This window comes from Streptomyces sp. NPDC050988, assembly GCF_044456225.1.
Taxonomy (GTDB): domain Bacteria; phylum Actinomycetota; class Actinomycetes; order Streptomycetales; family Streptomycetaceae; genus Streptomyces.
In genome coordinates this window covers 104,520-119,953 of the sequence record NZ_JBITFQ010000017.1, presented here as the reverse complement: position 1 = coordinate 119,953, position 15,434 = coordinate 104,520, and the positions used below count along the sequence as shown (strand labels likewise).

Annotated in this window: 10 protein-coding genes; 2 read left to right on the top strand and 8 right to left on the bottom strand. The window is 70.5% G+C overall.

The genetic code is table 11. The features are described 5' to 3' along the window. Positions 1–40 precede the first annotated feature (40 nt). From ffh to ACIBEI_RS30575, 5 genes are all read right to left on the bottom strand, one after another. Positions 41–1,594, bottom strand: a complete 1,554-nt coding sequence (ffh, locus tag ACIBEI_RS30595; RefSeq protein ID WP_269649593.1) for a signal recognition particle protein — start codon at positions 1,592–1,594, stop codon at positions 41–43. A 185-nt stretch (positions 1,595–1,779) separates the two neighbouring features. Then, positions 1,780–4,239, bottom strand: coding sequence for a [protein-PII] uridylyltransferase (locus ACIBEI_RS30590; protein ID WP_398893443.1), 2,460 nt, complete (start codon positions 4,237–4,239; stop codon positions 1,780–1,782). A gap of 25 nt (positions 4,240–4,264) precedes the next feature. Next, positions 4,265–4,603 carry a P-II family nitrogen regulator gene (locus tag ACIBEI_RS30585; protein WP_055510557.1) on the bottom strand — a complete coding sequence of 113 codons (339 nt, stop codon included), beginning with the start codon at positions 4,601–4,603 and terminating at the stop codon, positions 4,265–4,267. After that, positions 4,600–5,940 (bottom strand): ammonium transporter, encoded by a 1,341-nt coding sequence (locus ACIBEI_RS30580; protein WP_398893442.1) that lies wholly within the window; start codon positions 5,938–5,940, stop codon positions 4,600–4,602. The genes ACIBEI_RS30585 and ACIBEI_RS30580 overlap by 4 nt, the downstream gene beginning before the upstream one ends. Positions 5,941–6,252: 312 nt before the next feature. Further along, positions 6,253–7,728: a hypothetical protein gene (locus ACIBEI_RS30575; protein WP_398893441.1), complete on the bottom strand. Its 1,476-nt coding sequence runs from the start codon at positions 7,726–7,728 to the stop codon at positions 6,253–6,255. A 437-nt stretch (positions 7,729–8,165) separates the two neighbouring features. Between ACIBEI_RS30575 and ACIBEI_RS30570 the strand changes: the two genes are divergently transcribed. Next, a complete protein-coding gene (locus tag ACIBEI_RS30570; protein ID WP_398893440.1) occupies positions 8,166–8,819 on the top strand; it encodes a bifunctional DNA primase/polymerase in 654 nt (217 codons plus the stop codon). 226 nt (positions 8,820–9,045) lie between these two features. On the opposite strand, the gene ftsY is transcribed toward ACIBEI_RS30570, so the two are convergent. Beyond that, positions 9,046–10,257, bottom strand: coding sequence for a signal recognition particle-docking protein FtsY (gene ftsY, locus ACIBEI_RS30565; RefSeq protein WP_398893439.1), 1,212 nt, complete (start codon positions 10,255–10,257; stop codon positions 9,046–9,048). Between the two features lie 339 nt (positions 10,258–10,596). Between ftsY and ACIBEI_RS30560 the strand changes: the two genes are divergently transcribed. Then, positions 10,597–11,571 carry an LLM class flavin-dependent oxidoreductase gene (locus ACIBEI_RS30560; protein ID WP_398893438.1) on the top strand — a complete coding sequence of 325 codons (975 nt, stop codon included), beginning with the start codon at positions 10,597–10,599 and terminating at the stop codon, positions 11,569–11,571. Positions 11,572–11,709: 138 nt separating this feature from the next. Here the strand turns inward: ACIBEI_RS30560 and ACIBEI_RS30555 are convergent, their stop codons facing one another. Both ACIBEI_RS30555 and ACIBEI_RS30550 read right to left on the bottom strand, forming a co-directional pair. Next, the gene (locus ACIBEI_RS30555) at positions 11,710–13,128 is read right to left on the bottom strand and encodes a sugar porter family MFS transporter (RefSeq protein ID WP_398893437.1); all 1,419 of its coding nucleotides are present in this window, start codon (positions 13,126–13,128) and stop codon (positions 11,710–11,712) included. Between the two features lie 323 nt (positions 13,129–13,451). After that, positions 13,452–15,434, bottom strand: a 1,983-nt coding sequence (locus ACIBEI_RS30550; protein ID WP_398893436.1) for an AAA family ATPase, incomplete at its 5' end; no start/stop codon positions are given.

Here is a 15,434-nt window from a genome sequence, read left to right as displayed (position 1 = left end):
TCCCAAAGAAGGGCGCCCCCAGCCTCGTACCGAAAAGTCGTCAGCCCATGAACTTCTTGAACTCGTCCGGGAGCTCGAAGTCCTGCGGCTGCTGGCCGCCCGGGAGACCGAAGGCGCCGCCGGCCTGGCCCGCGGCCTCGCGGCGCGCGGCGGCCTCCTCCTCCTGCTGCTTGCGCTTCATCGGGTTGCCGGAGCGCTGCTTGCCCTTGGCCTTCTTGGGCTGCTTCTTCGCCCGGCCGGGGCCGCCACCCATGCCCGGCATCCCGGGCATTCCCGGCATGCCGCCGCCCTGGGCCATGCGGGACATCATCTTGCGGGCCTCGAAGAACCGCTCGACCAGGCCCTTGACCGCGCTGACCTCGACACCGGAACCCTTGGCGATACGGGCACGGCGCGAGCCGTTGATGATCGTCGGCTCCTGGCGCTCGCCCGGGGTCATCGACTTGATGATGGCTGCCGTGCGGTCGACGTCGCGCTCGTCGAGGTTGTTGATCTGGTCCTTGATCTGGCCCATGCCGGGGAGCATGCCGAGCAGCTTGGAGATGGAGCCCATCTTCCTGACCTGCTCCATCTGGGCCAGGAAGTCGTCGAGCGTGAAGTCCTGGCCCTTCTTGGAGGCCAGCTTCTCGGCCATCTGCTCGGCCTCTTGCTGCGAGAAGGTCTGCTCGGCCTTCTCGATCAGCGTGAGCATGTCGCCCATGCCGAGGATGCGGGACGCCATGCGGTCCGGGTGGAACGCGTCGAAGTCGTCCAGCTTCTCGCCGTTCGAGGCGAACATGACCTGGCGGCCGGTGACGTGCGCGATGGAGAGGGCGGCACCACCACGGGCGTCGCCGTCGAGCTTCGAGAGGACCACGCCGTCGAAGCCGACGCCGTCACGGAAGGCCTCGGCGGTGTTGACCGCGTCCTGACCGACCATCGCGTCGACAACGAAGAGGATCTCGTCCGGCGAGACCGCGTCGCGGATGTCGGCCGCCTGCTGCATCAGCTCCTGGTCGATACCGAGGCGGCCGGCGGTGTCGACGATGACGACGTCGTGCTGCTTCTGCTTCGCGTACTCGATGGAGTCCTTGGCGACCTGGACCGGGTCACCGACGCCGTTGCCCGGCTGGGGGGCGTAGACGCCGACCCCCGCGCGCTCAGCGACGACGCTCAGCTGGGTCACCGCGTTCGGGCGCTGGAGGTCGCACGCGACCAGCAGCGGGGCGTGCCCCTGGCCCTGCAGCCACTTGCCGAGCTTTCCGGCGAGCGTGGTCTTACCGGCACCCTGCAGACCCGCGAGCATGATCACGGTCGGCGGCTGCTTGGCGAAGCGCAGCCGACGGGTCTCGCCGCCGAGGATGCCGACGAGCTCCTCGTTGACGATCTTGATGACCTGCTGGGCGGGATTCAGTGCCTGCGACACCTCGGCCCCGAGGGCCCTCTCCTTGACCTGCTTGATGAAGGCCCGCACGACCGGCAGCGCGACATCCGCTTCCAGCAGGGCGATACGGATCTCGCGCGCGGTGGCGTCGATGTCCGCCTCGGACAGGCGCCCCTTGCCGCGAAGGTTCTTGAATGTCGCTGCGAGGCGATCGGAGAGAGTGTCGAACACGGCGGTCGCGAATCCTCAAGTAGGGGGCAGGGGGGCAGGTCCGCCCTCCAGGGTATCTGTCCGCGCCAGGAAGGGTCTCCACCCCGTCACAGGCTTCCGCCCTCGGGGCCCCGATAGGGGCGCGGGGAACTGCGCGACCAGCCACGGCCGGCCCGCAGCCGTCGAACAACCCGCCAACGGAACACTCACTCCCGCAACGTGTCCTCCAACGCCCGGGCAACCGAAGCCGCCTGCTCCCCCGGCAACGGCGCCCCGTCGGCCCCGGTCACATAGAACGCGTCCACCGCGTTCGCCCCCAGCGTGGACACGTGCGCGCTGCGGACCCGCACCTGCGCATCCTCCAGCGCCCGCCCGATCCGGTGCAGCAGCCCAGGCGCGTCATGCGCACGCACCTCGATGACCGTGGCGAGCCGGGACGCCGCTGCGGCCACGGACACCCGGGCCGGCGGCGCCACGATGCCCCGCCGACGCGGATACGCGGCGTCGCGCTCGGCGAGGCGCCCCGCGATGTCGAGGGAGCCGTCGAGGGCACGTACGAGATCGGCGCGCAGGCGGGCAGCCTGCGGCAGGGAGCCGTACTCGGCGGCGACCCGCCAGTCGAGGAGCAGGACGGAGCCGGAGACGCCGTCGGGCAGGTCCAGCGCCCGCAGCTCCGCCGTCCGCACGGTGAGCCGGTGCATGGCGAGGACGCCCGCGACAGCCGGCAGGACGCCTTCCTGGTCCGGCACCGCGATGAGCAGTTCCACACCGAGGGGCTCCGGGTCGCCGGACGGCTCCTCGGCGGACGGTTCGGTCGGCGGCTCGGTCTGGGCGCGCAGCGCGAGCACCGGTCCGCCGGTGCGGAACGCCTCGATGGCGAGCCGCTCCTGCTCGGCGGTGGGCGCGGCGGCCTCCGGCTCCTCGGGGGTGTCCCCGGCGAGCACGGCGGAGACCCGCTTGACCAGGTCGGCGACGAGGGAGGCGCGCCACGAGGACCAGGCGGCGGGCCCGGTGGCCAGCGCGTCCGCCTCGGTCAGCGCGTGCAGCAGTTCCAGCGTGCCCTGCGAGCCGACCGCCTCGGCGACCGAGCGAACGGTCGCCGGGTCCTCCAGGTCGCGCCGGGTCGCCGTCTCGACGAGCAGCAGGTGATGGCGTACGAGGGTGGCGAGCACGGCCACGTCCGAGCGGTCGAAGCCGATCCGGGCGGCCACGTCCCGCGCGATGATCTCGCCGGCCACGGAGTGGTCGCCGGGCCAGCCCTTGCCGATGTCGTGCAGCAGGGCGGAGACCAGCAGCAGGTCGGGGCGGTGGACGCGGCGGGTGAACTCCGCGGCGCGGACGGCCGTCTCGATCAGGTGGCGGTCGACGGTCCAGATGTGGACGGCGTTGCGCTGCGGGCGGCAGCGGACCCGCTCCCAGTCGGGCAGCAGCCGGGTGATCAGGCCCTCCGCCTCCAGGGCCTCCCAGACCTCGATGGTCGAGGGACCCGAGCCGAGCAGCGTGACGAGCTGCTCACGGGCCTCGGCGGGCCAGGGCGTGGACAGCGGGCGGACCCCGGCGGCCATGCGGCGCACGGCGTGCAGGGAGAGGGGCAGGCCCGCCTGGGCGGCCGCGGCGGCGGCGCGCAGTGGCAGTACGGGGTCGCGGTCGGGGCGGGCGGCGCGGGCGAGGACGACCTCGCCGTCCTGCTCGACGACACCCTCGGCCAGCGGGGAGCGCTCGGCGGTCGGCTTGCCGCCGCCCAGCATGGCGCGCAGCCGCGGCCGCACGGCGCGCGACCGCAGCACGCGCCCCACCTCGCGCCAGGTGACATCACTGGCGTACGAGACGACGCGGGCGGCCTCGTACACCTGGCGCAGGAGCGTGTCGGCGTCGAGCAGTCCGAGTTCGGCGGCGACCTGGTCCTGCTCCTGGAGGGAGAGGCGGTCGGTGGCGCGGCCGGTGGCGAGGTGCAGGGCGTCACGGACGTCGAGGAGGCGCCTGCGGGCGTCGGAGAGGCCCTCGCGCGGGGCGTCGGCGAGCCAGGAGGCGGCGACGGCGCGCAGCGCGGTGGCGTCGCGCAGGCCGCCTCGCGCCTCCTTGAGGTCGGGTTCGAGGAGGAACTGCAGCTCGCCCTGGCGCTCGGCGCGCTCGGCGCACAGTTCCTGGAGTTCGGGGAGACGTTTCGGCGCCTGGTTTCGCCAGTCGGCGAGGACGGCCGTGCGCAGCCCGGCGGTGAGGCCGAGGTCGCCGGCGAGGTGCCGGGCGTCCAGCAGTCCGAGCTGGACCTTGAGGTCCTCGCCCGCGACCTTGCGTGCCTCGGCGGGCGTACGGACGGAGTGGTCGAGGTCGAGGCCGAGGTCCCAGACCGGATACCAGATGCGGTCGGCGAGGGAGGCCACCGCGCCGGGGTCGGCGCTGCCGTCGTGCAGGAGCAGCAGGTCGAGGTCGCTGCGCGGGGAGAGTTCGCCGCGGCCGTAACCGCCGACGGCGACGAGCGAGACGCCGCGCAGCTTGTCGGCGCCCGCGTCGAACAGACCGGACAGCCAGTCGTCGGTCAGTTCGGCGAGGGCCGAACGGCGCGGCGGCCCGGACCGCGCCCCCTCCTGGAGGAGGCGCAGCCGGGCCGCCGCATAGCCGCTGGGTCCCGAGTCCTCTGCTTCCGTACGCACGTCCGTACTCGTCACCCAGTGGCTCCTGTTCTTGTTCTGCCTACAGCGCGTCGGGTCCGCGCTCGCCGGTCCGGACCCGGACCGCCGTCTCGACCGGGACGGACCAGACCTTGCCGTCGCCGATCTTGCCGGTACGGGCCGCCTTCACGATGACGTCGAGCAGCTGCTCGGCGTCGTCGTCCTCGACCAGCACCTCGATACGGATCTTGGGGACGAGGTCGACGGTGTACTCGGCACCGCGGTAGACCTCGGTGTGACCCCGCTGACGACCGTAGCCGCTCGCCTCGGTGACCGTCAGACCGTGAACGCCGAAGGCCTGGAGGGCCTCCTTGATCTCGTCGAGCCGGTGGGGCTTCACGACGGCGGTGATGAGCTTCATGCGTCCACCTTCTTGCTCGCGGTGCCGGCGGGCGGGGCCGGTACGGCGGTCCGGGCGGCGCCGCCGCCGGCACCGCTGAAGTCGTATGCGGTCTCGGCGTGCTCGGCCTGGTCGATGCCCGCGATCTCGTCGTCCTCGGAGACGCGCATCCCGATCGTCTTGTCGATCAGGAAGGCGAGCACCGCGGAGGCCACGAGGGAGTAGGCGAGGACCGCGAAGACACCGGCGCACTGCTTCCAGAACTGGTCGAGGCCGCCGCCGTAGAAGAGGCCCGCGACGTCGGACTGGCCGCCGCCGGTGGCGAAGAAGCCGATCAGCAGGGAGCCGACGACACCGCCGACGAGGTGGACGCCGACGACGTCCAGCGAGTCGTCGTAGCCGAACTTGTACTTGAGGCCGACGGCCATGGCGCAGAGGATTCCGGCGATGGCGCCGACGGCGATCGCGCCGAGCGGGGAGACCGCACCACCCGACGGGGTGATGGCGACCAGACCGGCGACCGCGCCGGAGGCGGCACCGAGCGTGGTGAACGCGCCGTGGCGGACCTTCTCGTAGGCGAGCCAGGCCAGCATGGCGGCGGCGGTGGCGATCTGCGTGTTGATGAACATCAGCGCGCCGACGCCGTCGTCGTTGCCGAGCCAGGAGCCGGCGTTGAATCCGAACCAGCCGAACCACAGCAGACCGGCGCCGAGCATCACCAGCGGCAGGCTGTGCGGGCGCATCGGGTCCTTCTTGAACCCGACGCGCTTGCCGATCACGAGGATCACACCGAGTGCCGCGGCACCCGCGTTGATGTGGACCGCCGTACCACCGGCGAAGTCGATGACGCCGAGCTCGAAGGCCCAGCCACCGGCGCCCCAGACCCAGTGCGCGACCGGGAAGTAGACGACCGTGGCCCACAGGGCGACGAAGAGCGCCCAGCCCGTGAACTTCACACGGTCCGCGACGGCGCCGCTGATCAGGGCGGGCGTGATGATCGCGAACATCAGCTGGAAGACGGCGAAGACGTAGATCGGGATGGTGTAGCCGTCCCAGAGCTGCGTGATGCCGATCCCACTGAGGCCCACGTAGTCCGAGGACCAGCCGATGATGCTGCCCGAGTCGGTGCCGAAGGCGAGCGAGAAGCCGTAGAGCACCCACAGGATGGTGACGATCCCCATGCTGATGAAGCTCATCATCAACATGTTCAGGGTGCTCTTGACCCGGACCATGCCTCCGTAGAAGAAGGCGAGTCCGGGAGTCATGATCAGCACCAGGGCGGAACAGATGAGCATGAACCCGGTGTTGGCGGCAGACAGCGTGGGAGCGTCTGCGGCAAGCGTGATGGCTGGTGCCATCGGCGTCTCCTCGTCGTTTGGTACGGCCCCGTGCGGGCGAAGCCATGAGCGGTTATGAGGGGTGGGCCGGTTATGCGCCAGAGATTGGCGCAGCGCGGTTTCGACCGGCACCCCTCGATGTTTCGCCGCAGTGACGAAGAGGTCCTGTGTGTTACGCCTCGATGAACTGGCTGATGTCGGTCCGCACGATCGTTATCGTGGCGCAACCTTCATCGAAGGTATGGAACCGGCCGCGGTCGGCCGTCCGATGACCTGGCATGGGGGAGCCGAGTCGGGCTGTTAAGGACGGCGGCCGCGGCCGGGGTACTGGGGTCAGACCGCCTCGGCGGTCTCGGGCAGATCGATGGCGAGTTGCTCGGTCAGGTCCACCACGGCGGCGAGATCCCCGAAATCGCGTACAGCCGTGTCGACGGTTTTTCGGATACGAGTGTTGACCCTCTCGGAGCGCACCTTCTTGGCGACCTTGAGGGCTTCGCGCACCAGCACCGTGCTCTGCTCGGGCTCCCTCCGGAGCAGGTGCACCGTGCCCATCCCGACGAGGTTGAGTGCGTACGAACGCTGGTGCTCTGCGTCCTTCTCGAAGAGGTCGACGGCCTTCTGCATGACGGGCTCGGCCAGCGAGGCGTACGTGGGGCTGCGGCCCGCGACATAGGCCAGGTCACGGAAGGAGTGGGAGTTCTCGCCGTGCAGCTCGGCCTCGGAGAAGAAGCGGATCCAGTCGGGCTCGGGCTCGTCGAACTCGAGCGCGTCACCGAAGGTGTCCTCGGCCATCCGGACGGCTCGCTTGCACTTTCCGGGCTGCCCCATGTTGGCGTAGGCCCGGGCCTCCATCGCATACAGCATGGACTGGGTGCGAGGGCTCGCGCAGTCGCGGCTTCCGTACTGCGCGAGGTGGATCAGTTCCAGAGCGTCGTCGGGCCGGCCGAGGTGGATCATCTGGCGGCTCATGCTGGAGAGGACGTACGAGCCGAGGGGCTTGTCGGCGGCTTCCTTGGCGGCGTGCAGGGCGAGGACGAAGTACTTCTGGGCGGTCGGCTGGAGCCCGACGTCGTAGCTCATCCAGCCCGCCAGCTCGGCCAGCTCGGCGGCGACCTTGAACAGGCGCCTGGTGGTGGCCTCGGGCTGCGGCTCCTGGAGGAGGTCGGTCACCTCGTGCAGCTGGCCGACGACCGCCTTGCGGCGCAGGCCTCCGCCGCACTGGGCGTCCCACTGGCGGAACATGACCGTGGTGGATTCGAGGAGGTCCAGCTCGGGCTGGGAGAGCCGGCCGGGGCGGCGCGAGGCGGCGGCGGACTCGGGCTGCTCACGGGGGGTGACGGGGCTGGGCACCAGCCAGCGCTGCATGGGCTCGATCAGCGAGGGGCCCGCGGAGAGCGCCAGTGACGTGCCGAGGAATCCGCGCCGCGCCAGCATCAGGTCGCTGCGCGAGAACTCACCGATCAGGGCGACGGTCTGCGGACCGGTCCAGGGCAGGTCGACGCCGGACACGGACGGTGACTGGTGCGCGGCGCGCAGGCCCAGGTCCTCGACGGCGACGACACAGCCGAAGCGCTCGGAGAACAGCTCGGAGAGGATGCGCGGGATGGGCTCGCGGGGATTCTCCCCGTCCAGCCAGCGGCGGACGCGCGAGGTGTCCGTCGAGATGTGATTGGCTCCCAACTGGCGTGCTCTGCGGTTCACTTGACGTGCCAGCTCACCCTTGGACCAACCGCTGCGCACGAACCACGAGCCCAGCAGCTCATTTGGGCGCTTCTCAGCGTTCGTCCCGCCTCCGCCGTTGCCGCCCACTGGAACGCCCCCATCCCTGAACCCACTTGTGCGCTGTGTGCGCCAAGCCCTACCAGAATGCCGGTACATATGGTCGTCCGTCCGGTGGTTCTCACCCATCGAACGAGAAGCCGAGTTGCCTCCGGCATACCCACGAGTGCATGCGTCCCCAGGACCGTGCACTCACGGTAATCCTACGATCACCCCTCCAGCCATGGCGATCCCGGAAACGCCACCATTCGCCACCCCTTCGAATGAACTCCCGGCGGCCTGTACGCGATTCACTTGACACATGACGGCCGGGAGTGGGCGGAGCGATGCACATCGGGGCGCGCGAAGCCGGACGCACCACCCGTGACACCACCGGGCGCCGCATGAACCGCACAGCGTTGGGAACGCAGAGTTACGGTTCCGTTCCGTCACGTAACCACCTGCGCGCTGGACCCGTTGGAGGGGGCATGGGCTTCACGATCGGCGGCATCCGCGACATCCGGTCCGGCTCTCGTCGCCGCGGCCGCTCCTCGGAGTGCACGGCCGTGGCCGAGTTCACCGGGCTGTGGGGCTGGGACGTGGCGCCCGGCGCCCGCACCGCCGCCGGGACCTGCTCGTGCGGCCGGGCCAACTGCCCGGCGCCCGGCGCGCATCCCCTGGACTTCGCCCCGGTCGTCCCGGCCGGTGCCACGCTCGACGAAGTGACGCAGGCCTGGGGCGAGTTCCCCGGCGCCGCGGTGATGCTTCCCGTGGGCCGTGCCTTCGACATCATCGAGGTCGCCGAGCCGGCCGGCCGCCGCGCCCTGGTCCGGCTCGAACGCATGGGGCTCCCGGTGGGCCCCGTGGCCGCCACCCCGGACGGCCGCGCCCACTTCTTCGTCGCCCCCGGCGCCGCGGCCGAACTGCCCGAGCTGCTCTACCGCATGGGCTGGGACGACGCCGCGCTCGACCTGCACGGCCTGGGCCCCGGCACATACATCACGGCCCCGCCCTCCGACCGCGCCGGCCTCGGCCCGGTCCACTGGCTCCGCTCCCCCGCCCTCGACTCGGCCACGAAGCCACCCGCGGCACGGCTGTTGCTGGGGACGTTGGCGTACGTGGCACACCGGTCGCGCGCGTAGCCCCGGCTGGCGGCGCTGAAGCGAAGGGCCTCACCGCATCTGCACCATGTGGCGAGGCCCTTCTTTCGCCACCCTGACAGCGCGGCCATCAATTGAGGAACCACGACGGCGAGCAACCACGTCCGCGAGAGCGGCGCCGGTTTAGGCGCAAAGGAAAGCAGGGCCCCATCGCATCTGCACCATGCGGTGGGGCCCTTCCTCGCGTACGTACCTCTCGTACGGGACGTCACTCTCCGATAAGGGCATCCACGAACGCCTCCGGCTCGAACGGGGCCAGGTCGTCCGCGCCCTCGCCGAGGCCGACGAGCTTGACGGGGACGCCCAGTTCGCGCTGGACGGCGATGACGATGCCGCCCTTGGCCGTGCCGTCGAGCTTGGTCAGGACGATGCCGGTGATGTCGACGACCTCGGCGAAGACCCGGGCCTGGACCAGGCCGTTCTGGCCGGTGGTGGCGTCCAGGACGAGCAGCACCTCGTCCAGCGGGGCGTGCTTCTCGACGACGCGCTTGACCTTGCCCAGCTCGTCCATGAGACCGGTCTTGGTGTGCAGCCGGCCCGCGGTGTCGATGAGTACGACGTCCGCGCCCTCCTGGATGCCCTCCTTCACGGCGTCGAAGGCGATGGACGCGGGGTCGCCGCCCTCGGGGCCGCGTACGGTACGGGCGCCGACGCGCTCGCCCCAGGTCTGCAGCTGGTCGGCGGCGGCGGCACGGAAGGTGTCGGCCGCGCCGAGCACCACGTGCTTGCCGTCGGCGACGAGCACGCGCGCGAGCTTGCCTGTGGTGGTGGTCTTGCCGGTGCCGTTGACCCCGACGACCATCACGATGCCCGGGGTGTCCAGACCGGACTCGGTGTTCACCGTGCGGTCGAAGTCGGGCACGAGGAGGGTGAGCAGCTCCTCCCGCAGCAGGGTCCGCAGCTCGTCGGGGGTTCGCGTGCCGAGCACCCGCACGCGCTCGCGCAGCCGCTCGACCAGCTCCTGGGTGGGCTGCACGCCGACATCGGCGGTGAGCAGCGTGTCCTCGATCTCCTCCCAGGTCTCCTCGTCGAGATGCTCGCGCGAGAGGAGCGTGAGCAACCCCTTGCCGAGCGCGTTCTGCGAGCGGGAGAGGCGGGCGCGCAGGCGCACCAGGCGACCCGCGGTCGGCTCCGGGACCTCCACCGGGGGCGCTTCGACCACCGGCACGGGCTCGTCGACGGCGACCGGTGCGGCCGCCGAGGCGTCCGGAAGATCCACCTCCTCTATGGTGCGGCGCGGTTCGTCGCGCGGCGTCTCGGCCTCGTCGCCGATATGCGGCTCGGCCGGCGGAGCGGTGATGTCGGGGGCGGCGGGGGGCGACGGGGGCAGCTTCTTCCGCTTGCGGCTGCCGATGACGAGCCCGCCGAGCGCGCCGATCACGACCACGGCGATGACTACAGCAAGGATGACGATTTCCATAACGCACCCAGTATCGGCCATGGGCCCCTGACGGCTACTGCTTGTGTTTTCCTCCGAAGGACATAAGCCCCACAAAGGAGAGATCCGAACTAAGGTTCGATCACTGTTCGCCTTCCACGGCGCGGAGCCTGCCCGCACCCGCGACCTCTTCCCACCTCGGCGTCGCCGCCGACATCGCGCGCTGCCACCAAAGCCTGCGGCGACCGCGCCCGAGTCGGGGTCCCAGCCGAAGCCGACCAAGACGCCCACCGCTCTGGCCGTCTGACGATCCGTCAGCTACGGTCCCCCTGCACCGACATCACCGGCACCCCACCCGGCTCGGCGAAGGGGGACTTTCCCATGCCCGCAACGGTCGTACGTTTCAACCTCGTTGAGCCCGGCGCGACACCCGCCTCGCTCAGCGCCCGCTACAAGGCCGCGCTGGAGATGGCGACCTACGCGGACGACCGCGGGATGACCACCGTGCAGACCGAGGAGCACCACGGCGTCGACAACAACTGGCTGCCCTCGCCCTTCACCTTCGCGGGCGCGGTCTTCGGCGCGACACGGCGCATCGCGGTCACCGTCTCGGCGATCATCGGCCCGCTGCACGACCCACTGCGGCTGGCCGAGGACATCGCCGTACTGGACCTGCTGAGCGGCGGCCGGCTGATCACGGTCGCCGGGATCGGCTACCGGCCCGAGGAGTACGCGACCTTCGACGTGGAGTGGAAGCGGCGCGGCCGCCTCCAGGACGAGCTCCTGGAGACGCTGCTGAAGGCGTGGACCGGCGAGGAGTTCGAATACCAGGGCCGTACGGTACGAGTCACGCCGCGCCCCTTCTCGGATCCGCACCCTCTGCTGCTGGTCGGCGGCTCCTCCAAGGCGGCGGCCCGGCGCGCGGCCCGGCTCGGCCTGCCGTTCTTCCCGAGCGCGCATCTGCCGGAGCTGGAGGCCTACTACAAGGAGCGGCTGGTCGAGTACGGCACGCAGGGCTGGACCATGATGCCCTCGGCGGTCACCCCGCTCCTGCACCTCGCCGAGGACCCGGACCGTGTATGGGCCGAGCACGGCGAGCACTTCCTGCACGAGGCCAGGACGTACGCCTCCTGGCAGTCGTCCGACATCCGCTCGGCGGTGCGGTCGGCGGCCACGACGGTCGACGAGCTGCGCGCCGAGGGCGTCTACCGGATCGTTACGCCGGACGAGTGTCTGGCGCAGGGCCTCGACAGCTACGTACTGCATCCGCTGTCCGGCGGGATGCCGCTCGACGAGGGCTGGCGCAGCATGCACCTGTTCTGCGAGAACGTACTGCCCCGGCTCAAGAGCCTCTAGATCCTGGGAGGGATCTTCGAGGGCCGGGCCGAGGCGGTACGTCCTACGGGTAACGGGGAGAGGGGCAGCGGGGACTTGGCCCTTCCCCCCGAATTCGGGGGGCCGCCCGGCTGGCGTGAGCCGCGGCGGCCGGACGGGCTAGCCCATCTCCTCCAGGGTCTTGCCCTTCGTCTCCGTCACGAACTTCAGCACGAACGGGATGGAGAGCGCGGCGAAGACCGTGTAGATCACGTAGGTCAGGGAGAGGTTCCAGTCGGCCAGCGACGGGAAGCTCGCGGTGATGGCCCAGTTGGCGATCCACTGCGCGGAGGCGGCGACACCGAGGGCGGCGGCGCGGATCTTGTTCGGGAACATCTCGCCGAGGAAGACCCAGACGACGACACCCCAGGAGAGGGCGAAGAAGAGCACGAACACATGGGCGGCGATCAGGGCGACCCAGCCCTGGGTGGCCGGCAGCTTGCCGTCGACGAGGTCGAAGGAGAAGGCCCAGGCCTCCAGTCCGAGTCCGATGACCATGCCCACGGAGCCGATGAGCGCGAGCGGCTTACGGCCGATCCGGTCGACGAAGATCATGGCGATCACGGTGCCGACGATGTTGATGATCGACGTCGTGAACGAGTAGAAGAACGACTCGGACGGGTCGACGCCGACCGACTGCCACAGCGTCGAGGAGTAGTAGAACGCGACGTTGATGCCGACGAACTGCTGGAAGACCGAGAGGCCGATGCCGATCCAGACGATCGGCTTGAAGAAGAAGGTCCCGCCGAGCAGGTCCTTGAAGACCGACTTGTGCTCGCTCTTCATGGCGTGCTCGATCTCGACGACCCGGGCGTCCAGGTCGACGTCGCCTCCCTCGACCTCGCGCAGCACGTCACGGGCGCGCTCGTCCTTGCCGACAGAGATCAGGAAGCGCGGCGACTCGGGGATCGCGAAGGAGAGCAGCCCGTACAGCACGGCCGGAATGACCATGACGCCGAGCATGACCTGCCAGGCCTCCAGGCCCATGATCTCGCCGCGCTGGTCGCCGCCCGCGGCGTTCAGGATGCCCCAGTTGACCAGCTGCGAGATGGCGATGCCGATGACGATCGCGGCCTGCTGGAAGGAGCCGAGCCGTCCGCGGTACGCGGCGGGGGCGACCTCGGCGATATAGGCCGGGCCGATGACCGAGGCCATACCGATGGCGAAGCCACCGACGACCCGCCAGAAGGCCAGGTCGTACAGGGCGAAGGGCAGCGCGGAGCCGACGGCGCTGACGGTGAACAGCACGGCCGAGATCTGCATGCAGCGGATACGGCCGATGCGGTCGGCGATCCGGCCCGCGGTGGCGGCACCGATCGCACAGCCGATCAGCGCGATCGCGATGACCTGGGCCAGGGCCGCGGAACCGATGTCGTACCGGTGCCGGATGGCCTCGACGGCGCCGTTGATCACGGCGCTGTCGTAACCGAAGAGGAAACCGCCCATCGCGGCCGCCGCCGCGATGAAGATGACGTGCCCGAGATGTTCGGGATGAGCCTCACGGGCTCCTGACTTGAGCGGCTGCGCTGAGCTGGTCACGTGTAACTCCTCGGGCCACCGGCCTCACTGCCGGGGGTGGGGGCGAGCCCTTCAGGACGGTGTTTCCAGTGGCGCACACGTTTACGCCACCCACCACCTGAAGGTAAAAGCAACGCCGTCGACCCTATGCCTTCAAGTCCCGAAGTCAAGAGGGGGTAGCTGTGACTTCTTCAGGCAGCAAGAGACACCTATGTGTTCAACTCTTGAAGAAATGGCAACGGGTCGTTAAAGGCGCCTGGTCATGGGCGCGCCCCGTCAGGGGCGCGGGGAACTGCGCGACCAGCCACGACGAACCCGCAGCGATACGACGGCCCGCCCGAAGGTCAGCGCAGCCTCTGGCTGATGACCTTCGACACACCATCCCCCTGCATGGACACGCCATAAAGCGCGTCAGCAACTTCCATCGTCCGCTTCTGATGCGTGATCACGATCAACTGCGAAGCCTCCTGCAGCTCCTGCATGATCCGGATCAGCCGCTGGAGATTCGTGTCGTCCAGCGCCGCCTCGACCTCGTCCATCACATAGAACGGACTGGGCCGCGCCTTGAAGATCGACACGAGCATGGCCACGGCGGTCAGCGACCGCTCGCCACCGGACAGCAGCGACAGCCGCTTGACCTTCTTCCCGGGCGGCCGCGCCTCCACATCGACACCCGTCGTGAGCATGTTGTCGGGATCGGTGAGGATCAGCCGCCCCTCCCCACCCGGGAACAGCCGGCTGAAGACCCCTTCGAACTCCCGCGCCGTGTCCCAGAACGCCTGGGTGAAGACCTGCTCGACCCGCTCGTCGACCTCCTTGACCACCTGGAGAAGGTCGGCGCGCGTCTTCTTCAGGTCCTCCAGCTGCTCGCTGAGGAACTTGTGGCGCTCCTCCAGCGCGGAGAACTCCTCCAGGGCCAGCGGGTTGACCTTGCCCAGCTGCTGGTAGGCCCGCTCGGCGGACTTGAGGCGCTTCTCCTGCTCGGCACGGTGGAAGCGGCGGGGCTGGTTGCGCGGATGCTCCGGATCCTCCGGCAGCTCCTCGCCCTCGGCGGGCAGGGAGGGCGGTACGAGCTGGTCCGGCCCGAAGTCCGCGATCAGTCCGGCCGGTTCGACCCCCAGCTCCTCCAGCGCCTTGGCCTCCAGCTGCTCGATCCGCATCCGCTTCTCGGCCCCGAGGACCTCGCCGCGGTGCACCGAGTCCGTGAGCTTGTCCAGCTCGGCCTTGAGGTCGCGGCCCTCGTTGCGGGCGACGACGAGATCCTGCTCGCGCCGCGCCTTGGCCCGCTCCGCGGCCGTGCGCTCCTCGTCCGCCCGGGCGAGCGAGACCTCGACGTGCGCGAGCAGCTGCCGCGCGCCGGAGGCGACGGCCCCGGCGACAGCGGCCTCGTGCCGCAGCCGTGCCTTGCGCTGCTCGGCACGCGCGCGTGCCTCGCGTTCGGCCCGCGCGGCCCGGTCGAGCGAATCGGCCCGCCCGGCAAGCCCCTTGACCCGCTCCTCATGCGTACGCGTCTGGAGCCGGGCCTCCATCTCGGTCTGCCGGGCGTTGGCCCCGTCGGCCGCGAGCCGGTCCCGTACGGAGGTGTCGGGCTCCTCCTCGAACGGCATCTCCTCGGCGACGGCGAGCCGTTCGGCCAGCTCCTCCGCCTCCTGGACGGCCCGTTCGAGGGCTTCCTGCGCACGTGCGGCCGCAGCGGTGCTCCGCTCGGCCTCACCGGCGGCGCCCCGCGCCTGCCCGGCCAACCGCCCGAGCTGCTGGGCGACCTGGGACTTCTCCCGCTCACCGGCCCGCCGGCGCTCGCCCAACTCCTCGACGAGAGCGGTCCGTTCCCTGCGCAGCTCAGCGGCCCGGTGCTGCTCCTCGGTCAACTCCTCGCACAGCACGCCCAGTTCTTCCAGCTCGGCCGCCGCCTCGTCGACAGAGGCCTGTACTTCGAGCAGGCTCGGCGCCCCGGCGGAACCGCCCTGGGCGAAGTGCGCCCCGAGCAGGTCCCCCTCTGCGGTCACCGCGGTCAGCTCGGGCCGGGAGTAGACGAGGTCCTCCGCGTCCTCCAGCGTCCCGACCACGACGACGCCCCGCAGCAGCAGCCGTACGGCAGGCATGAGATCGGAGGGCCCACGGACGAGATCGGCGGCGAACGTCGGAGCACCGCGCTCCGGACCGCCTCGCTCCGGATCTCCCCCGGAGGACGTCTCACCGACGCCCGCGCCGGACTGCCCGCCCGCGCCGAGCTGCCGGTCCGCGCCGGACTGCCGGTCCGCGCCGGACTGCCGGTCCGCGCCGGACTGCCGGTCCGCGCCGGACTGCCGGTCCGCGCCGGACTGCCG